Genomic DNA, 20,870 nt, shown 5'->3' on the forward strand with positions numbered 1-20,870 from the left:
TTTTGTGTGGTTAAATAATGCTAATAAACAGAGTCACGGTAGAGGCCAACAACCTTACCTAAAATGGAAACTTGGTTAAGAATGATGGGCGCCATGTGATCATTTTCTGGCTGAAGCCGGTAGTGATCGGATTCCTTGAAGAATCGTTTACAAGTGGCTTCATTTTCGTCAGTCATCGCAATGACGATGTCACCATTGTCTGCATTTTGTTGGCGGCGGACAATGACCCGGTCACCAGTCAAAATGCCCATGTTGATCATACTGTCACCACGAATGGTGAGCATGAACAAGTCGCCATCATATTCGGTTAATTCTGGGGGAATGGGGAAGTAGTCGGTTGCGTCTTGAACCGCTAAAATGGGTTCCCCAGCAGCGACGACACCCAGAACCGGAATCTCATTAGGGGTCGTTGAAATGCCGAGGGCGGTTAGACCAGCGTCCGTTAGTTCAATGGCCCGGGGTTTTGTTGGATCTTTAACCAGGAGGCCCTTTTTTTGGAGTCGGTCAATGTGACCGTGAACGGTGGATGTTGACGATAACGCAACCGCTTCACCGATTTCACGGACCGTTGGCGGGTAACCTTTTTCGTTAACCCGGTCATAAATGAACTGGAGAACAGCCATTTGCTTCGTTGCAGCACCTTTTGCCATGTTTACACCTCGTTATTAAATGTCGTCGCCATGGGTCTTGTACACCACAAACGGGTGGCCGAAAATGGTGCCCATGATGGATCGGAAACGCCGAGCGACGCTTTTTGTTATTTAAAACTTAGCATATTTTACGAACAGGGTCAAACAAATGTTCGCTACATTGCAAATCTTTTCCTCTTTTGGCAATAATCTTGTATAATAGCTGTCAAAGCTGAATTAAGGAAGTGACTGAATAATGGAACCAGAAAAATTGCGTGCTCGGATTAACGAATTAGCTCAGAAAGCAAAAGATGGCGGACTGACTGAGGACGAACAAGCCGAACAAAAAAAGCTCCGCGAGGAATTCCTTGCAAACTTCCGGAAATCATTCCGTTCACAAGTTGAGATGATGCAGGTCTTCGATAAGAATGGTAATGAAGTGACACCGGAAAAGGTTCGCCAAGTTCAACGTGATAAAGGCTTGCGTGACGATTAATTAACGTTAATGAAGATTTTTTCGGTTAAAGGGTTTTCATCCGCCGATTAGTTGTGTAGTATAATAAGATGTATTTTATTTAAACGTAAAGGAGGGGTATTTGATGTCAACAGGGTTGTGGATCTTACTTATTATCGTAGCGGCAGTGGCTGGCGTTGTCGGCGGCTTTTTCTTTGCACGCCGTTACATGCAAAACTACCTTAAGAATAATCCTCCAATTACTGAAGAGATGTTACGGACAATGATGTTGCAAATGGGGCAAAAGCCTTCTGAAAAGAAGCTTAAGCAAATGCTTGCTACCATGCAAAGTCAGGCACGTAAAGGTTAATTCATGTAATTAAAGTAACGGATAGGATTATTCCTATCCGTTTTTTTGTCGTTTCATTTGAATTGAGAGAGGTTGGTGAGTTATGGCAATTTTTAGAAAGTTGGCCTGGTATTTTAAAACGGAACGGCGGCGCTATTTACGGGGTGTTCTTGGGTTATTGATCACGGCGCTCCTTGGCGTTATTCCACCCCGGATCCTCGGGGATTTAGTTGATTTGATGGGGAAACGCCAATTGACAGGGTCCCGGTTAGCACTGGACCTTAGCCTCATGGTTGCTGTGGCGTTAGGTGCTTATGCCGCCCGCTTTTTATGGCGAACGTCGATTTGGGGCGGTGCGGCAAACCTTGAACGAACGCTGCGGGAACGGTTGTACTGGCACTTTATGCAGATGGACGCGAGCTTTTATCAGCGTTACCGGACCGGTGATTTAATGGCTCATGCAACAAACGACCTTTCTGCCATTCAGCGAGTGGCTGGTGGGGGGATCTTGCAGTTTGCAGATTCCGTCATCACAGGGGGAACAACGTTAATTGCCATGCTGGTGCTTGTTAACTGGCGGCTAACGATTCTGGCTGTGTTACCACTGCCGTTGATCGCAGTTGTTGCCCGGTATTTGGGAACAAAGATTCACGTGGCCTTTGGTGAATCACAGGCCGCGTTTTCTCGGCTTAACAATAAGGCCCAGGAAAGTATCGAGGGAATCAAGGTCATTAAAACACTTGGTCAGGAGCAACAAGACGAAGCAGACTTTGAAACTCAAGTGAAGCAGACGATCGCCATTAATCGGCGAACTAACCGGCTAGACGCACTTTTTGATCCATTAGTCACAATTATTATTGGTCTTTCCTACGTTGCGACAATCATTTTAGGCGGTCGGTATGTGACAACTGGCGTAATCTCGCTGGGGCAGCTGGTGACTTTTATCGCCTACATTAGCATGCTGATCTGGCCAATGTTTGCCATTGGTCAGTTATTTAACACGATGGAGCGGGGGAATGCGTCGTACGACCGGGTTAATACATTGTTGCATGAGCAGTCCAGCATCGTCGAAAAGACGGCGGGGTTATCTGCGCCCGCCCACGGCGAATTAACGTTTAATATTGATGCCTTTCATTATCCTGATGAAACGGGCAACCAATTGACTGACGTTCACTTCACGTTGCCCGCGGGTCAAACACTTGGCTTAGTGGGCCGTGTGGGGGCGGGGAAGTCATCCGTTATGCGGCTGCTACTCCGTCAGTTTGATGCATACACCGGTGAAATTACGATCGGTGGTCATGACATCCGCAACTATACATTGGATGCCTACGTCGGTGTTTTGGGCTATGTGCCTCAAGATAGTTTCTTGTTTTCGTCAACGATTCGCGAAAACATCGCGTTTGCTAAACCACAGGCGACCCAGGCAGAAATTGACGCAGCGGCGCACATTGCCGCGTTTGACGTGGAGATTGCAACCATGCCGAATGGTTATGATACAGAAGTTGGTGAGGGCGGTGTATCCCTATCGGGTGGGCAAAAGCAGCGGTTAGCCATTGCACGGGCCCTGTTAGTTGACCCAGAAGTGCTAATTTTGGACGACGCGTTATCTGCGGTTGATGCGAAAACGGAAGCGCAAATTTTAGAGCGGTTACGAGCTGCCCGAAACGGAAAAACGACGATTATCGCAACCCACCGTTTGAGCGCGGTCGTGAACGCTGACCAGATTCTTGTGTTAGCCGATGGACACGTTGCCGAGCGTGGCGATCACGCAACGTTAGTGAAAGCGCACGGTTGGTACGAACGCATGTATGAACAACAACAGTTAGCGGATGCGATTGGAGGTGGCAATGCTTAATGGCAGAAAATAAACAATCAGCGTGGCATAAAAGCATGACCATGAAAGAGCAACGAACGGTGATCAAACGGTTATTGCCATATGCAGCACCATATAAGTGGTCCTTCATTTGGGCAATCGTCTTTGCGTTTATGGTTAGCCTTGTGAACGTGGCATTACCAAAATTAATGCAGACTTACATGAATCATTATTTACGGGTGAACAACGCTGGTCTCCGGGTAGTCTTGTTCTTTGCTGGCTTTTATTTTTTGGGCACGTTAATCAAAGCATTATTTCAATTTTCACAAGAATTTTTGTACGCAATGGGTGGCGAGTACATGCTGGAAAATGTGCGGGTGAAGCTTTTTCGAAAGTTACATTCACTGGGCATGAGCTACTTCGATCGGGTGCCAGCGGGTTCGATTTTATCGCGCCTCACAAATGACACGATGTCCTTTCAAACCTTTTGGTCCTTATTTTCCGCAGCAATTATTGCGCTGTTTTCTGTGGTGACGTCACTATACGCGATGTTTACCACAAATGTGACCGTGGCGTTTGCCGTGCTGGCCTTTCTTCCGGTGCTGTTGTTTGTGATTTGGTACTATCAGCACTTCAGTAGCCGGGTTTACCGGGCCATGCGTGAGCGTTTGAGTGAGCTCAACGCAACACTGGCGGAGTCAATCAGTGGAATTAGCGTCATTCAGGATTTTCGTCAGGAACGCCGGATGAACGCTGCGTTTGACGAAACTAACGAAGCTTATTACGGGACGCGTAAAGCGATGATTCGAATTAACTCATTACTGTTGAGTCCCGTCATTCAGTTGCTGTTCGCATTGAGTGAAGTGGCCGTTTTGTGGTTGTTTGGAATCAATGCGATGGATCACTTCGTTTTGGCGGGGACAATTTATGCGTTTGTGCTGTATTTGGATAATTTATATAATCCGATGTCCACGATGATGGACTCACTGTCTGATTTTCAGGATGGAATCGTTGCGGGTTCCCGGATTTTGACCGTGATGGATGATCAGACACTTGCACCACAGCAACATCCGGTGGCTGGCGCGAAGATCACCCGTGGTGAAATTGAATTCCGGCACGTGAACTTTAGTTATGACGGCGTTCATGATGTGCTACACGATGTGTCATTTACGGTTAAACCAGGGCAAACGGTGGCCTTAGTTGGTCATACCGGCTCGGGGAAATCATCGACCATCAATGTCTTAATGCGTTTCTATGAATTTGGTTCAGGACAGATTTTGATCGATGGCCGCGACATTCGGGAGTACGACATGGCGGAATTGCGGCGGCAGTTTGGGTTAGTGTTGCAGGATTCATTCATGTTTTACGGCGACATTGCCTCAAACATTCGAATGTTTGATGACAAAATCAGTGATGACCAGGTGGTCGCAGCGGCGCGTTTCGTTTCGGCGGATCAGTTTATCGACCGGCTTCCCGGGAAGTATCATGCAAAGGTGATCGAACACGGGACCAGTTATTCCGGTGGTCAACGTCAATTGATCTCATTTGCCCGGACGGTGGCACATGATCCGAAGGTCCTGATTTTGGATGAGGCAACAGCGGACATTGATACGGAGACGGAGACGTTGATTCAGGACGGTTTGAAGAAACTACAGGCCGGCCGGACAACCATTGCCATTGCACACCGGTTGTCGACCATTCGGGAGGCAGACCAGATCTTAGTATTGGATGCAGGCCGAATCGTTGAACGCGGGACGCATGCTGAACTCTTGGCGCAGGGTGGCCGGTATTACGATATGTATCAGTTACAAACGGCGAGCGATGCGGAGCACCGTGATGCGTTGTTAGACCAGGAAACGGAATCAATTGATGTTAACCGTGACTAAAAAGTCGCCACTCAGCTAATTTGCTGAATGGCGACTTTTTGTGATTGACAATTATTGCAATCGGTCTAAGCGTAATGGTCGATGATTGCTTTCAATGTTTGGGCCGCCCCTTTTTTACCAGTGCCCTTTTCGTAATAGGCGTTGAACCGTGGGTCGGTAACATACATGGCTGCCAGGCCCTTGTGTGCTTCGGGAGAGTACTGACCATATCTGGCCAGGTCATCGTCAAAAAAACCTTGTGCAGGTCGAAAATGGCCTTTGCGGCAGGCTGGTCGAAATCATGTGTCCCAACTAATGGTTGAAGAGCTGTAAGAATTTCCTGAGTTAACTGTTGTAAATGAGTTGATTCTTCTTCAGAGAAGGCATTGAATTTTTGATTGCTCCGGTTAATTACGTCGGTTCCGTATTGTTTGCGAATCTCTTTGCCGTATTGGTCTTCGTTATCACTGATTGCCTTTGTTTTAAACGCTGCGAATTTTTCTGTATCGGTCATGATTGACACGCCTTTCATGGTTGCGAGTGTTTGGTTTAGCGAGGTAAGTAGATTAGTTAACCGAGCCTGTTCAGCAATAATTTTTATGCGTTGCTCATTTAAAGCCTGATATTGGTCTGCTTCGGATGATTGTAAAATGATTTTGCTTAACGGCAAGTCAAATAATCTTAAAAACATGATTTTTTGTAGTTGGTTAACTGCGGTTTCGTCATAATAACGATAATTATTTTCCGGGTGTCGTTGTGCCGTTAGCAGACCCTTTGTTTCGTAAAAACGTAAGGTTCTTGTTGAAATACCGGCTAAGTTTGCTAGTTCCGTTACTGAATAGGTCATCGATAGTATCTCCTCACTTACAAGATAAATAATAAACGTTGACGTAGCGTTAAGGTCAAGTGGTTAGAAAAAAGCTGTTACTGATTATGCTTGTTTGCACAATCAGTAACAGCGGGGGTGAAAGTCATTAAATTTTACCGATGCGATTGATCATCAGTTGCTTTATCTTGCAATTGTTCAAGATTGTCAGCGTCTTTTGCCGCGGTTTCTTTTTCCGTTGCCTGTTTAGTTTGGTACGCGTCATACATTTTTTGGTTTGGATCAACGTAGTGGAAGTTAGGGTCAATTTCTTTATCCAGGGCGTCAAATGCGGCTTGTAACTGCTGGTCGATCTGTTGTTGACCAGCAGCGTCCGTTTTGAATTTTTGGTCGATCATGATGGGGTCACCAAAACTAACGGTGACCCGTTTACGTGACAGGAGGCCCCGGAAGGTTAGCGGGCCCTGGTACACAGTGGGAACCAAAGGCACACCAGCTAATTTGGCAATGACCACGGCGCCACCCTTTAATTCGCTGGAGTGGCGGGTGCCAGACGGAAAGATGATGGTTGACAATTCACCTTGCTTTAGAAGTTTCACGGGGGTCTTGATGGCCGATGGGCCGGGGTTGTCCCGGTCGACCGGGTAGGCATTCGCATGGTTTAGAACAAAGCGGATGAACCAGTTATCAAACAGCTCTTTTTTTGCCATGAATGAAAACTTTCGGGGTGCGCCGGCCAGGGCGTAATAGATTGGATCAAACCACGTCCGGTGGGGCCCAACTAAAATGTAAGTGCCCGCTGGCAACCGATCTTTGTGTAAAAAGCGGGCGCGGCCGTTAACAATCCATAAAATCACCCGAGCAACAACACGAATAAATGAATAGAACACAGGCATTCCTCCAATAAGCCAGTCGTTTCCGGTAAAATGGTCATAAGTCATTCAGAATAACTTGCAATTCCCGAAACCGACCCTAATAATCTGTTAAGAGTATGAATAACTGTGACGTGTAATGCAAGTCAATCATGGGTATCGAAAGGAAATAAAGATGGGAGAACCACATTTAGCAGCTGATGAACGAATTGATCAGTTGTACGGGGCCAACATTCAAATTATCCAGAGTCAAAGTGTTTTTGCCTTTTCACTGGATGCAGTTTTACTGGCAGATTTTGCCCAACCCGACCGAACACGACGCGGACTGACGGTTGATCTTTGTGCCGGTAATGGTGCTGTTGGGCTCTTCTTTAGCCCCAAGACAAAGGGCCAAATTCAGTTGGTGGAATTACAACCACGGTTAGCAGAAATGGCTGGACGGTCAATTGAGTTGAATAACTTAGAAGACCGGATGAGTGTACTAAATCTTGATCTAGCACAGGCGCCCACGGTGATCAAACCAGACAGTGTCAGCGTCGTGACGTGTAACCCACCGTACTTTAAGGATGTACCAACCTCACAAAAAAATCCAAATGAACACTATGCCATTGCCCGGCATGAATTAACGACCACCCTTGAGCAGGTGATCAAAACTACATCAACACTGTTGAAGATGACTGGGCATGCGTACTTTGTGTTTCGCCCAGACCGGTTTTTAGAAATGATGGCGCTCCTAGAAAAACACCGGTTAGCCCCCAAGAAAATCCAGTTCGTTTATCCGAAAGCAGGGCGGGATGCAAACATGTTCTTGGTGGATGCCATTAAGGACGGTCGTCCTGGTGGGTTAAAAATTTTACCACCGGTGGTCGTGGCGGATGATCAGGGAAACTACATCGGCCGAGTGCATGATTTGCTCTACGGTCCAACAAAGCCGGTGTCATGATGGCAAGCAAACCGTATTATTTTTACGTAATTCTCTGCGCTGACCACACCCTTTACGGCGGCTTCACGGATGACGTGGGCCGCCGGTTTGCCACCCACCAAGCGGGCAAGGGGGCAAAGTACACCAAGCCAGCGTTTCGCCACCCACTGACACTTTTATATGCTGAGGCGTTTGCCGATAAGTCAAGTGCATTGAAGGCGGAATATGCGTTTAAACATCAGTCACGGGTCAAAAAGGTGGCCTATTTATCTGCCCATGGGGTTCAACCATTTGAATAACCGGGTGTGATGCAGGGAAAAGGCTTGTCAGACCCGTGATTATTTGATATAATTTTTTCGGTTTAAAAAACCAATTCACACCTCGTTTGATAGCAATGTCGGTGCTCAGGGATGAGTGGCATGGTTATGTGAGAACGGGGGCGGAAAAAACACTTTTATTTGGAGGATTTAACACATGGCTGTTATTTCTATGAAGCAATTGCTTGAAGCCGGTGTCCACTTCGGTCACCAAACTCGTCGCTGGAACCCAAAGATGAAGCCATTCATCTTTACTGAACGGAACGGCATCTACATCATCGACCTGCAAAAGACGGTTAAGATGGCTGACGTTGCCTACAACTTCGTTAAGGACGAATCTGCTAAGGGTGCTAACATTTTATTTGTTGGGACGAAGAAGCAAGCGCAAGACTCAATCGAAGAAGAAGCAACTCGTGCCGGTATGTACTACGTTAACCACCGTTGGCTTGGTGGAACGTTGACTAACTGGAACACCATCCAAACGCGGATCAAGCGTTTGAAGGACTTAAAGAAGATGGCTGAAGACGGTACATTTGACCGTTTGCCTAAGAAGGAAGTTGCTTTGTTGACGAAGCAACGTGAAAAGCTTGAAAAGTTCTTAGGTGGGATCGAAGACATGCCTGGGATTCCTGATGTTATGTTCATCGTTGACCCTCGTAAGGAACAAATCGCTGTTCAAGAAGCACACAAGTTGAACATTCCGATTGTTGCCATGGTTGACACGAACTCAGACCCAGACGACATCGATTACATCATCCCATCAAACGATGACGCAATCCGTGCCATTCGCCTGATCTCTTCTAAGATGGCTGACGCTATCATCGAAGGCCGTCAGGGTGAAGACCAAGCTGACCAAGCTGGGGATTCAATGGAAGACATCGTTGAAGCCGTTGAAGGCGACAACGCAAACAACTAAGCATTAAAACCTTAGGCTGGCTATCAGTGAAGACCGTTGTGGCCTGAGATTGATAGTCAGCTTTTTTCTCAATTTTTGAACGATAAATAAGAGGAGGCCATCTCAAATGGCAATTACAGCAGCTCAAGTTAAGAATTTACGTGAAAAGACTGGTGTCGGAATCATGGACGCCAAGAAAGCCCTCGTTGCCACTGATGGTGACGAAGCAAAGGCATTGGACTTCCTGCGTGAAAAGGGAATTGCCAAGGCTGAAAAGAAGAGTGACCGGATTGCTGCCGAAGGGTTAACGGAAGTTTCAATTCACGGAAACAGCGCTGCCATCGTTGAATTGAACTCAGAAACTGACTTCGTGGCTTCAAACGACACGTTCAAGGACGTTTTGGCCACTGTTTCTGCACAAATCGCATTGGAAAAGCCTGCCGATGTTGAAGCTGCTTTGAAGTTGAAGGCAAACGAAACCACGACGTTAAACGATGCCATTATTTCAGCAACGCAAGTGACTGGTGAAAAGATCAGCCTGCGTCGTTTTGAAGTGGTTGAAAAGACTGATGACCAAACCTTTGGCTCATACCTGCACATGGGTGGTTCAATTGCATCATTGATCGTTCTGGATGGTGGCGATGCTGAAACAGCTAAGGACGTTGCGATGCACGTTGCTGCCATCAACCCTGAATACGTTGACCGTACGGAAGTGCCTGCTGACCGTTTGGCTCACGAAAAAGAAGTTCTTGCAAACGAAGATGACCTGGCCGGCAAGCCAGAAAACATCAAGGAACGCATGATCGAAGGCCGTTTGAACAAGTGGTTATCAAACATTTCATTAAATGACCAACCATTCGTTAAGGATGGCGATCAGACCGTTGCGCAATACGTTGCATCAAAGAACGCAACCGTTGCTTCTTTCGTTCGTTACCAAGTTGGTGAAGGAATGGAAAAGAAGGCCAATGACTTTGTTGACGAAGTTATGGGTCAAATCGAGTAGTTAAACGAGAAGGGGGCGTACATTGCGTGCGCCTTTTTTGTGAGACGACATTCACTGACATTGTGAACGAGGACAAGGAGGACGTTGGTCTTATGGCTGATGTAAAGTACAAACGGGTAATGCTCAAGCTGAGTGGTGAAGCACTCGCTGGTGAACAAGGCTTTGGAATCTACCCACCAAAGATTAAAACGGTGGCTGAGGAACTGCGTGAAGTGTACGCCCTTGGCGTTCAAATTGCGGTTGTTGTCGGTGGTGGGAACATCTGGCGCGGCGAAGCGGGTTCTGAGATGGGCATGGAACGTGCCCAAGCAGATTACGTTGGCATGTTGGCAACCATCATGAATGCGCTGGCACTTCAGGATAGTTTAGAGAGTCTTGGGGTTCCAACCCGGGTTCAAACGTCCATTGAGATGCGGCAAATTGCTGAACCCTACATTCGCCGCAAGGCCGTTCGGCACTTGGAAAAGAACCGGGTTGTGATCTTTGCTGGTGGCACTGGTTCACCATACTTCTCAACGGATACTGCGGCTGCATTACGGGCAACAGAAATCAACGCTGACGCCATTTTGATGGCTAAAAACGGGACGGACGGCATTTACTCTGCCGATCCAAACATCGATCCAACTGCCGAGAAGTTTGAAACATTAACGCACCTGGACATTATCAACAAGGGCTTGCACGTCATGGACACCACGGCGTCATCATTGTCGATGGAAAATGATATTCCACTGGTTGTGTTTGACTTTAACGAACCAGGCAATGTATTACGTGTCGTTCAGGGTGAAAACATCGGAACAACAGTAAAGGGGAACTAACAATGGCTGTTAACGAACCAATTTTAAAGGATGCACAAGAACGGATGGGAAAAGCGGGCGACGCCTTATCCCGTGAATTAGGGAATATTCGTGCCGGTCGTGCGAACGCTGGGTTGTTGTCAAACATCACGGCTGACTACTACGGTGCACCAACACCCATCAACCAAATGGCGTCCATCACAATTCCCGAAGCACGGGTTTTGCTGGTGACACCATTTGATAAGACAAGTTTGGATGCCATCGAACACGCAATTTTAGTGTCCGACTTAGGCATCAACCCCGCTAACGACGGAAATGCCATTCGTTTGGTGATTCCACAGTTGACGGAAGAAACTAGAAAGGACCTGGTCAAACAGGTTCATGCGAAGGCTGAAGAGGGTAAAGTTGCCGTACGGAACGTTCGTCGGGACGCCATGGATGCCTTGAAGAAGGGCCATAAGAATGGCGACTTTACTGATGACCAGTTACATGATCTTGAAGAAGAAGCACAAAAGATCACGAACGCTGCCATCAAGAATGTCGAAGCCATTGCCGCTGATAAAGAAAAAGAATTAATGAACGTCTAATTAACAGTAACTGTTTGTTAATAAGCACCTTCAAAAAATGGTCGATTTCCCACGGGAGGTCGATCATTTTTTAGTAAATGGTGGTCATGCCAACCGGCGAATCATGAGTGAGGGGCGCCATTAGTGACGGGATCATTTACGGGTTGTTGCATCACAGTTGACCGGTCTTCATTTCTCGTTCATAATCTTAAGTAACTGGCAGCAAAATGCATGAAACCACTGATTTTAATGTAAATGAGCGGTCTTTTTGTTAAACTAGATAAATGTAACTGAAAGGTGGACGTCGTTTTGTTTGGACGAAAAAAAGAACCGACACAGACAACAACCGGGACGATTGACATGGCGCGGGTTCCAAACCACATTGCAATCATCATGGATGGTAATGGTCGGTGGGCACAGGCACGTCACTTACCGCGAATTGCGGGGCACAAAGAGGGCATGAACACCGTTAAGACGGTCACAATGGCAGCTAGCCACTTGGGCGTTAAGGTGTTGACGTTATACGCTTTTTCAACGGAGAACTGGAAGCGGTCTGAAAAAGAGGTTAACTACTTAATGCAACTTCCCATCGACTTCTTCGATACGTTTGTGCCTGAACTAGTGGCTGAAAACGTGCGCGTCAATGTTATGGGGTACACGGATCAGCTCCCGGAAAAGACACAGGTCGCTGTGCATGATGCCATTGAAAAAACGGCTCATTGTACCGGAATGGTGCTAAACTTTGCGCTAAATTATGGTGGTCAGGCAGAAATTGTGACGGCTGTTCAGCAAATTGCGCAACAGGTGAAAGCGGGTCAGTTAGCGGTGGCGGATATTGATCCCAAAACAATCGATGGTGCCCTCATGACAGCACCACTTGCCCCATACAATAATCCGGAACTGTTGATTCGAACGAGTGGTGAAGAACGCATTAGTAACTTCCTACTATGGCAGATTGCTTACAGTGAATTGGTCTTTACAACTGGTTATTGGCCGGATTTTTCTGGCACTGACCTCGAAGACGCAATCGTGACCTTTCAGCAACGGGATCGTCGGTTTGGCGGCGTTAAGAAATAATTATTAAAAATGGAGTGGGCTAAAGTGGTCGGCTACCAGTAAGGAGTTTGTTATGAGAACGCGTGTCATTACGGCCGTTGTGGCCTTGTTGATTTTTATTCCGGTGATTATTTATGGTGGCTGGTTAATTCAGTTGGCAGCCATCGTGCTCGCCGGTGTCGCCATGGGTGAAGTCCTGGTGATGAAAAAGAAATTGGTGGTTTCGCCAGAAGCCATTATGAGTTTTATTGGGGTGTTGGTGGTTCTCGCACCCGCAGCGTGGTTACGTGACTTACCCATCAGTCGTGACTTTTTGTTTTTCGTTGTGGTCTTAGCGCTACTGCTGCACACAGTGTTTACACGCAACCACTTTTCCTTTGATGATGCCGGGGTCTTGACCCTTGCCATGCTGTACGTTGGGACCGGGTTTTATTACTTTGTTCAAGCACGGCAGGCTGGGTTAACGACCCTGCTTTACATCCTCTTTGTCATCTGGACAACGGATTCTGGTGCGTACATGATCGGCCGGAAACTTGGGCGCCACAAACTAGCACCACAGGTTTCACCAAATAAGACCTGGGAAGGGTCAATTGGTGGAACGGTTGTTGCCGTAATCGTTGGAGCCGTCTGGTGTTACTTCTTCCCACAACAGTACGGGTTGGTCACGATGACGCTTTTAACCATCCTGTTTAGTGTATGTGGTCAACTGGGTGATCTGGTTGAATCCTCCTTGAAACGCTTTTACGGCGTGAAGGACTCTGGTAAGATCTTGCCAGGTCACGGTGGGATTTTGGACCGGTTTGATAGTTTGTTGTTTGTCTTACCTGTGTTGCACCTGGTTGGGTTATTTTAAGCAACAAGGCGCCACAATTGGTAAAATCATCAGGAACCGTTAGTTATGAATCAATGAAAGGAATGCCAGTCAATGATTAAAACAATTGTTGCATTCATCATTATTTTTGGGATTCTGGTCGTGGTTCACGAGTTTGGCCATTTTTACTTTGCTAAACGGTCTGGAATCTTAGTTCGTGAATTTTCGATCGGGATGGGGCCAAAGATTTTTTGGACCCGGCGAAACGGAACATTATACACTGTTCGTTTACTTCCGTTAGGTGGCTACGTCCGAATGGCGGGGGCCGCGGAAGATGAGGACGACCAGCTTCAACCAGGGACGCCTGTGAGTGTCATGGTTGGCGAGGCGGGCAAAGTTACCCGCATCAACGCAAGTGACAAGACAACGCTTTTTAACGGGATTCCCGTGATCGTCACCCATGCAGACCTTGTTGATGCGTTAGTCATTGACGGGTATGAGAATGGGGACGAAAGTCAGGTGACCCGGTATTCAGTGGATCATGATGCGACCATTATTGAAGCCGATGGCACCGAAGTGTTAATTGCGCCCCGAGACGTTCAATTTCAATCTGCATCCTTGTGGAACCGGATTTTAACGAACTTTGCCGGCCCACTGAACAACTTCATTTTGGCTTGGCTTGTTTTCGCCATTATGGGGTTTGCCATGGGTGGTGTTGCTAGTAATGGCAACACGATTTCTGGCGTGGTGAAGAATTCACCCGCCCAAACGGCTGGCATCAAACAAGGTGACCAGATTGTTGCCGTGAACGGCCAGAAAACAAAAACGTGGACAGCCTTAACAACCGCCATTGCGGCGGACAAAAAGGGTGACATGAAGTTGGCAGTTCGCCATAATGGGCAAACAAAGCAGGTGACCTTAACACCGAAAACAACCACGACCGGCGGCACTAAGAGCCGGACAGTGGGGATTGAGCGCGGAATGGAAACAGGCTTTATGGCAAAACTGTTTGGTGGCTTCTGGAACACGACCACAATGCTGTTTGCGTCACTCGGCCACTTGTTTACGCACTTTAGCCTAAACGATCTGGGTGGTCCCGTTGCCATTTACGCCAATACAGCGACTGCCACACAGGCGGGATGGACGGGGATCTTGTACTGGTTAGGGTTCTTGTCACTTAACCTTGGGATCGTCAATTTATTGCCAATTCCAGCTCTGGATGGTGGTAAGTTATTATTAAACATCGTTGAAGCAATTCGCCGGAAGCCGATTTCTCAAAAGGCCGAGGGTGTTGTCACGATTATTGGGTTTGGATTTGTGATGTTACTGATGATCTTGGTAACGTGGAACGACATCATGCGATACTTCGTGCACTAATTGACGTTTACAAATGATGGTTATCAAACGGTTCGGTTGAGCCGTTACATATGAGGAGAAATTATTAATGAAGCAGAGTAAAATGTTAATTCCGACGTTAAAAGAAACGCCAAGTGATGCCGAGGCCGTTAGCCACCAGATGATGCTGCGGGCCGGTTACATTCGCCAAGTTGTTGCTGGGGTTTACGCGTACTTACCACTGGCCTACCAAGTGTTAACAAACGTTGAAACGATCATCCGTGAAGAAATGGCAAAGATCGACGCCGTGGAAATGCTGGCACCAGCATTGCTGCCTGCTGATTTATGGAAGCAATCAGGCCGTTACGACACGTACGGTCAAACGATGTATAAATTAAAGGACCGTCATGATCGGGATTTGATCCTTGGACCAACCCATGAAGAAACCTTCACCGGCTTCATTCGTGATGAAGTAAAGTCCTACAAGCGGTTACCACTAGTGATGTACCAAATCCAACAAAAGTATCGTGATGAAGACCGGCCTCGTTATGGCCTGTTGCGTGGTCGTGAATTTTTGATGTTGGACGTTTACTCCTTCCACAGTGACACCGAAAGTTTGGACCGGGTGTTCAAACAGATGGAAGTGGCCTACCGGAACGTCTTTGACCGTTGTGGCTTAGATTACCGTGAGATCCTGGCAGATTCAGGGGCCATGGGTGGAAAGCAGTCACGTGAATTCAACGCCATTGCCGCAGTTGGTGAAGACACCATCGCGTACTCTGACAGCAGCGATTACGCAGCAAACATTGAAACGGCAACCAGTTTGTACGTTCCAAAGAAGTCACACGAAGAATTGCGTGACCTTGAAAAGATTGCCACATCTGGTGAAAAGACGATCGAGGAAATCGCTGACCGGCTTGACCTAGACGCCAACAAGACGCTGAAGACGATGCTCTTTATTGCCGATGGCGAACCACTGGTCGTATTGATTCGCGGTGATCATGAGGTCAACGAAACGAAGCTGAAGAATGCGGTTAACGCTGTTGATTTAGAAATGGCAACCACGGAACAAGCCGAAGATTTCTTGGGCGCAGACTTTGGCTCACTGGGACCAGTTGGTGTAAACGAAGACATCAAGGTTGTCGCTGATCAAGACGTTGCGGACATGGTCAACATGCCGGTTGGGGCCAACGAAAACGGGTTCCATTATCTGAATGCGAATTTGGATCGTGACTTCCGTGTTGACGAATTTGTCGACCTTCGTTTGGTTCAAGAAGGCGATGTTTCTCCAGATGGTGAAGGGGTCTTGAAGTTCAATCGTGGGATTGAAATTGGGCACATCTTTAAATTGGGGACCCGGTATTCAAAGGCGCTGGGTGCCCAAGTCCTTGATGAAAATGGTCGGCAAAAAGACGTCATCATGGGGTCTTACGGGATTGGTGTGAGTCGGTTACTGTCAGCGATTGCTGAACAAAGTGCTGATGAAAACGGTCTTGCCTGGCCAAAGAGCATTGCACCATTTGATGTTCACCTGATTCCGGTCAACACAAAGGACGCTGAACAACAGGCGTTGACGGATGAATTAGAAACAGCGTTAACGGATGCGGGTTACAAGGTTCTGGTCGATGACCGCAAAGAACGGGCCGGCGTGAAGTTTGCTGATTCTGACCTCATTGGGTTACCATTACGGGTGACGGTCGGAAAGAAGGCCGCCGACGGAATCGTTGAAGTTAAACTACGGAAGACAGGCGAAGCGCTTGAAGTCCGGAAGGAAGAACTAACAGAAACAGTTGGGATTTTATTTAAGGGGATTGCTTAGTCTAGTGACAGGGGCAATGCCCTTTGTCGCGCTTTACGTCACTCAAGGTTTTATATGTGGGGAGGCCGCATTTTCGTGGCGTTAGATCAACAGGAATTATTTCAGAAATTATTACAACAATTGAACCTTGAAGACCAAGCAACAACCGCACCGTATGCAACAGGTGCGATTACGGCCATGACAGTTCATGAAAAAAGTCGAACGTGGAGTTTTGGCTTCTTATTTGAAGATATTTTGCCGTTTGAAACGTTTATGGACTTCACTCAGCGGCTTAATCAGGCGTTTAGTGAAATTGCGACCATCGACTTTCAGATTGCGACGCGGACTGCACAACCAACACTGGCGCTGATTGATCGTTATTGGCAGTGGGCGGTTAGTCACAGTGGGCTAAACGATCAGTTTGCCCGGCAATTATGCGACGGCCCCGCCCCCGTCATGCAGGGTGAGACCATCGTCATTACGGCCCCGAACCAAGTGGTCTCGGACTTTTTGAACGGCGAGACGCTGTCAGCCCTCACGGCAACGTACCAGCGGCTGGGGTTTCCGGCGCTAACGTTTGCCACCACGGTGGATGAGGCGGCCTCAGCACAACGTTTGGCTGAGCATGAAGCGGAAAAGGCGAAACGTGATGAGGAAATGGTCACGAAAGCCACGGCTGTGATTGTCAAAAAGAACGCTGAACGTTCCAGTGCCCCAACGGTTGATGGTCCCGTTACGATGGGCCGGAAAATCAAGGACGATGAACCCATTCGCCGAATGGATGAGATCACCGAAGAAGAACGTAGTGTCACACTTGAGGGTTATGTTTTTGCAAAGGAAATTCGGGTCTTACGGTCTGGGCGTCAGTTATTGACGTTAAAGATCACCGACTATACGTCCTCTTTTTTGGTGAAGAAGTTTTCACGGAATGAGGATGACGAGGCCAACTTTGCCGCCATCCCAGAAAAGGCGTGGGTCAAAGTGCGTGGTTCCGTTCAGGAAGATAACTTTTCGCGGGATCTAGCCGTGATTGCAAATGATCTCCAGGTGGTCACACACACGGAGCGTGAAGATACCGCACCAGCGGATGAAAAACGGGTCGAACTTCATTTGCACACGCAGATGAGTACGATGGACGCCACAAACAACATTGGTGACTTTGTGGCACGGGCTGCGAAGTGGGGTCATAAAGCGATTGCGATTACGGACCATTCGGGGCTCCAAGGGTTTCCAGATGCGTTTCATGCAGCGGAAAAAAATGGGTTGAAGATGTTATACGGGGTTGAAATCAACCTGGTGGATGATGGCGAGCCAATTGGCCTGAACGATGCTCATGAGCCCCTAAAGGGCCATGAGTACGTCATCTTTGACGTGGAAACGACGGGGTTATCCGCAATTTACGACCGGGTGATCGAATTATCCGCCGTCAAAATGGTGGATGGGAACGTGGTTGATCAATTTGAAGAATTTATTGATCCAGGCTTTCACCTTTCCGAAACGACAACGAATTTGACCAGCATTACGGATGACATGGTTGCCGGGTCAAAATCTGAAGTGGATGTCTTTAAACTATTCCGCGAATGGTATGGCGACGCCATTTTGGTTGGTCATAACGTGACGTTTGACGTGGGCTTTATGAACACGGGCTACGTGCGGCATGATCTTCCGGAAATTAGCAACCCGATTATCGATACGTTAACGTTAGCGCGCTTCCTGTACCCAACGTTAAAGGGGTACCGGTTAAACTCGTTGGCAAAGAAGTTTAACGTGTCACTAGAACACCATCACCGGGCCATTTATGATGCAGAATCAACTGGTTATCTGGCGATGATTTTCCTTAAAGACGCTGAGGAACGTTACGACATCGTTTATCATGATCAGTTAAATGAACACATGAGTGACAATGATGCGTACAAACATGCGCGGCCGTTCCACGCAACCGTGATTGCCCAAACGCAAGCCGGGTTAAAGAACCTGTTTGAATTGGTGTCCCTCTCAAACATTAAGTACTTCTACCGGGTGCCACGGGTCCCGAGAAGTGAGCTGAACCGGTTACGGGAGGGCCTCTTAGTGGGGTCAGCTTGTGCCTCAGGTGAAGTGTTTGAGGCGGCCATGCAAAAGGGGCAAGACGAGGCGCGCAAACGGGCCCGGTATTATGATTATCTTGAAGTACAGCCAAAGCCAGTGTACAAACCACTGATTGAAGGTGAGTTGGTGCATGACAACGCCAAACTTGAAGAAATCATTGAATCGTTAGTTAACGTTGCTGATGAATTAGATAAACCAATTGTTGCGACGGGGGACGTTCATTATTTGGATCCTCACGATGCCATTTACCGGAAGGTTTTGATCAGCTCACAAGGGGGGGCCAACCCACTTAACCGGCACTCACTACCAGATGTCCAGTTCCGAACAACGGATGAAATGCTGAAGGAATTTAGTTTTCTGGGTGAAGAACAGGCAAAAACGCTGGTTGTCACCAATCCGAATAAGATTGTCGACATGGTCGATGAAATCCATCCGCTGAAGGACAAACTGTATACGCCACGGATGGAGGGGGCCGAAGATGAAATTCGGACCCGGACCATGGACACCGCCCATGCGCTCTATGGTGATCCGTTGCCAGAAATTGTTCAGAAACGGGTCGACCGGGAGTTGAAGTCAATCATTGGGAACGGGTTCTCCGTTATTTACCTGATTGCTCAACGACTGGTGCATAAATCTAACAAGGATGGTTACTTGGTTGGTTCGCGGGGGTCCGTTGGGTCCTCCGTGGTGGCGACGTTTGCCGGAATCACTGAAGTTAACCCCTTACCGCCGCACTATTTGTGTAAGAATGCTGACTGTAAGTACAGCGAATTTTATACGCATGGGGAATACAGTTCGGGCTATGATTTACCGGATAAAGATTGCCCAGAGTGTGGGCAGCCACTGGATAAGGACGGCCAAAACATTCCGTTTGAAACGTTCTTGGGGTTCAAGGGAAACAAAGTGCCCGATATTGATTTGAACTTCTCTGGTGACTACCAGCCGATCGCCCATAACTATACGAAAGTGTTGTTCGGTGAGGACAATGTTTTCCGGGCTGGGACGATTGGGACCGTCGCGGATAAAACGGCGTACGGGTACGTGAAGGCCTATGAACGGGACCACGAGCTTAATCTGCGGCAAGCAGAAGTCGACCGTTTGTCAAGTGGGGCAACTGGTGTCAAACGGACAACGGGTCAGCACCCGGCCGGAATTATCGTTGTGCCGGATTACATGGACATTTACGACTTCACACCAATTCAGTATCCGGCTGACGATCAGGACGCTGCTTGGAAAACGACCCACTTTGATTTCCATTCGATCCATGACAACATCCTAAAGATCGATATTCTGGGTCATGATGATCCAACCATGATCCGGACGCTGCAAGACTTGTCCGGGATTGATCCACAAACGATCCCAACGGATGATCCCGGTGTTATGAAGCTATTTTCTGGAACGGATATTTTAGGCGTTACGGAAGAACAGATCTTCAGTAAGACCGGAACACTGGGGATTCCCGAATTTGGGACCCGGTTTGTTCGGGGAATGTTGGAAGAGACCCACCCGAAAAACTACTCTGAACTGCTTCAGATTTCAGGACTGTCTCATGGGACCGACGTGTGGTTAGGGAACGCGGAAGAGTTGATCAAGGACGGCACGGCGACGATTGCCAACGTGATCGGGTGTCGTGATAACATCATGACCGACTTGATCAACTACGGTCTTGATTCCGAAATGTCGTTTCAAATCATGGAACACGTGCGGAAGGGTCGCGGAATTCCAGACGAATGGCAGGACGCGATGCGGGAAGCGGATGTGCCCCAGTGGTACATTGATTCATGTTTGAAGATCAAGTACATGTTCCCGCGGGCCCATGCCTCAGCCTACATTTTGATGGCACTACGGGTGGCTTACTTCAAGGTTTACTTCCCAGTGTTGTATTACGCTGCCTACTTCTCCGTTCGGGCCGATGATTTTGACCTAACCGCCATGGCGCATGGTAAAGAAGCCGTCAAAAGTGCCATGAAGGTTGTTACGGACAAGGGAAATGAAGCTTCAACAAAGGAAAAGAACCTGTTGACGGTGTTAGAATTAGCCAATGAAATGTTGGAACGTGGATACACGTTTAAGATGATCGACGTTGAACGTTCCGATGCCCAAAGCTGGTTGATCGATGGTGACACACTGCTGGCACCGTTTAATGCAGTGCCAGGGTTAGGTGATAACGTTGCTAAACAGATCGTGGCAGCTCGTGAGGATAAGCCGTTCTTATCGAAGGAAGACTTGAGCAAGCGAGGCAAGGTTTCCGCCACGATTATTGATTACCTGACGGAAAACCATGTGTTGGATGATTTACCAGACGAAAACCAGTTGAGCCTCTTTTAGAAATCGGTGTTATCACTGGTGCAACGGGGCTGGTGGTTGCGCCAACCAGGTCTGTGTGTTATAGTGTTCAATGTAATTTAAGACTCTTAATCTAAGAGTGAGCCGTTTTCGGCTCGCTCTTTTTTCAGGGAAAAATAAGGAGGTGGACT

The 20,870-nt window shown here is 47.8% G+C and carries 17 protein-coding genes and 1 pseudogene; 15 read left to right on the top strand and 3 right to left on the bottom strand.

Going from position 1 to position 20,870, the window contains the following annotated elements; all coding sequences use genetic code 11:
* Positions 1–20 precede the first annotated feature (20 nt).
* Entirely contained in the window at positions 21–650 is a 630-nt protein-coding gene (lexA, locus tag ACKTR5_RS04030; protein ID WP_407879391.1) for a transcriptional repressor LexA, read from the bottom strand.
* 235 nt (positions 651–885) lie between these two features.
* On the opposite strand from lexA, the gene ACKTR5_RS04035 reads away from it, so the two are divergent.
* The 4 genes from ACKTR5_RS04035 (at position 886) to ACKTR5_RS04050 (ending at position 5,131) form a co-directional block, all read left to right on the top strand.
* Positions 886–1,125: a DUF896 domain-containing protein gene (locus tag ACKTR5_RS04035; RefSeq protein WP_407879392.1), complete on the top strand. Its 240-nt coding sequence runs from the start codon at positions 886–888 to the stop codon at positions 1,123–1,125.
* Between the two features lie 103 nt (positions 1,126–1,228).
* The gene (locus ACKTR5_RS04040; protein WP_407879393.1) at positions 1,229–1,453 is read left to right on the top strand and encodes a YneF family protein; all 225 of its coding nucleotides are present in this window, start codon (positions 1,229–1,231) and stop codon (positions 1,451–1,453) included.
* An 82-nt stretch (positions 1,454–1,535) separates the two neighbouring features.
* Positions 1,536–3,287, top strand: a complete 1,752-nt coding sequence (locus ACKTR5_RS04045) for an ABC transporter ATP-binding protein (RefSeq protein ID WP_407879395.1) — start codon at positions 1,536–1,538, stop codon at positions 3,285–3,287.
* On the top strand, positions 3,287–5,131 hold the full coding sequence (locus ACKTR5_RS04050; RefSeq protein ID WP_407879396.1) for an ABC transporter ATP-binding protein: 1,845 nt from the start codon (positions 3,287–3,289) through the stop codon (positions 5,129–5,131). The genes ACKTR5_RS04045 and ACKTR5_RS04050 overlap by 1 nt, the downstream gene beginning before the upstream one ends.
* Before the next feature lie 65 nt (positions 5,132–5,196).
* Here ACKTR5_RS04050 and ACKTR5_RS04055 read toward each other — a convergent pair.
* Both ACKTR5_RS04055 and ACKTR5_RS04060 read right to left on the bottom strand, forming a co-directional pair.
* Positions 5,197–5,957, bottom strand: a pseudogene (locus tag ACKTR5_RS04055) (MerR family transcriptional regulator).
* A 134-nt stretch (positions 5,958–6,091) separates the two neighbouring features.
* Positions 6,092–6,826 carry a lysophospholipid acyltransferase family protein gene (locus ACKTR5_RS04060; RefSeq protein WP_407879397.1) on the bottom strand — a complete coding sequence of 245 codons (735 nt, stop codon included), beginning with the start codon at positions 6,824–6,826 and terminating at the stop codon, positions 6,092–6,094.
* Between the two features lie 157 nt (positions 6,827–6,983).
* Here ACKTR5_RS04060 and ACKTR5_RS04065 point away from each other — a divergent pair, with 157 nt between their 5' ends.
* The 11 genes from ACKTR5_RS04065 to ACKTR5_RS04115 all read left to right on the top strand — a co-directional run bounded on the left by ACKTR5_RS04065 (position 6,984) and on the right by ACKTR5_RS04115 (position 20,721).
* A complete protein-coding gene (locus tag ACKTR5_RS04065; protein WP_407879399.1) occupies positions 6,984–7,751 on the top strand; it encodes a tRNA1(Val) (adenine(37)-N6)-methyltransferase in 768 nt (255 codons plus the stop codon).
* On the top strand, positions 7,751–8,029 hold the full coding sequence (locus ACKTR5_RS04070) for a GIY-YIG nuclease family protein (RefSeq protein WP_407879484.1): 279 nt from the start codon (positions 7,751–7,753) through the stop codon (positions 8,027–8,029). The genes ACKTR5_RS04065 and ACKTR5_RS04070 overlap by 1 nt, the downstream gene beginning before the upstream one ends.
* A 175-nt stretch (positions 8,030–8,204) precedes the next feature.
* On the top strand, positions 8,205–8,963 hold the full coding sequence (gene rpsB, locus ACKTR5_RS04075) for a 30S ribosomal protein S2 (protein ID WP_407879400.1): 759 nt from the start codon (positions 8,205–8,207) through the stop codon (positions 8,961–8,963).
* A 106-nt stretch (positions 8,964–9,069) separates the two neighbouring features.
* Positions 9,070–9,945: a translation elongation factor Ts gene (gene tsf / locus ACKTR5_RS04080; protein ID WP_407879401.1), complete on the top strand. Its 876-nt coding sequence runs from the start codon at positions 9,070–9,072 to the stop codon at positions 9,943–9,945.
* A 92-nt stretch (positions 9,946–10,037) separates the two neighbouring features.
* The gene (gene pyrH, locus ACKTR5_RS04085) at positions 10,038–10,760 is read left to right on the top strand and encodes a UMP kinase (protein WP_407879402.1); all 723 of its coding nucleotides are present in this window, start codon (positions 10,038–10,040) and stop codon (positions 10,758–10,760) included.
* A 2-nt stretch (positions 10,761–10,762) separates the two neighbouring features.
* Positions 10,763–11,326, top strand: coding sequence for a ribosome recycling factor (frr, locus tag ACKTR5_RS04090; protein WP_407879404.1), 564 nt, complete (start codon positions 10,763–10,765; stop codon positions 11,324–11,326).
* A gap of 288 nt (positions 11,327–11,614) precedes the next feature.
* Complete coding sequence (locus ACKTR5_RS04095) at positions 11,615–12,382, top strand: isoprenyl transferase (RefSeq protein WP_407879406.1); 768 nt, start codon at positions 11,615–11,617, stop codon at positions 12,380–12,382.
* A 52-nt stretch (positions 12,383–12,434) separates the two neighbouring features.
* On the top strand, positions 12,435–13,214 hold the full coding sequence (locus ACKTR5_RS04100) for a phosphatidate cytidylyltransferase (RefSeq protein WP_407879407.1): 780 nt from the start codon (positions 12,435–12,437) through the stop codon (positions 13,212–13,214).
* 72 nt (positions 13,215–13,286) lie between these two features.
* A complete protein-coding gene (rseP, locus tag ACKTR5_RS04105; RefSeq protein WP_407879408.1) occupies positions 13,287–14,549 on the top strand; it encodes an RIP metalloprotease RseP in 1,263 nt (420 codons plus the stop codon).
* A gap of 67 nt (positions 14,550–14,616) precedes the next feature.
* The gene (locus ACKTR5_RS04110; protein WP_407879409.1) at positions 14,617–16,326 is read left to right on the top strand and encodes a proline--tRNA ligase; all 1,710 of its coding nucleotides are present in this window, start codon (positions 14,617–14,619) and stop codon (positions 16,324–16,326) included.
* 75 nt (positions 16,327–16,401) lie between these two features.
* Entirely contained in the window at positions 16,402–20,721 is a 4,320-nt protein-coding gene (locus ACKTR5_RS04115) for a PolC-type DNA polymerase III (RefSeq protein WP_407879410.1), read from the top strand.
* Positions 20,722–20,870: the final 149 nt, after the last annotated feature.

The organism is Furfurilactobacillus entadae, assembly GCF_045862745.1.
Lineage (GTDB): Bacteria > Bacillota > Bacilli > Lactobacillales > Lactobacillaceae > Furfurilactobacillus > Furfurilactobacillus entadae.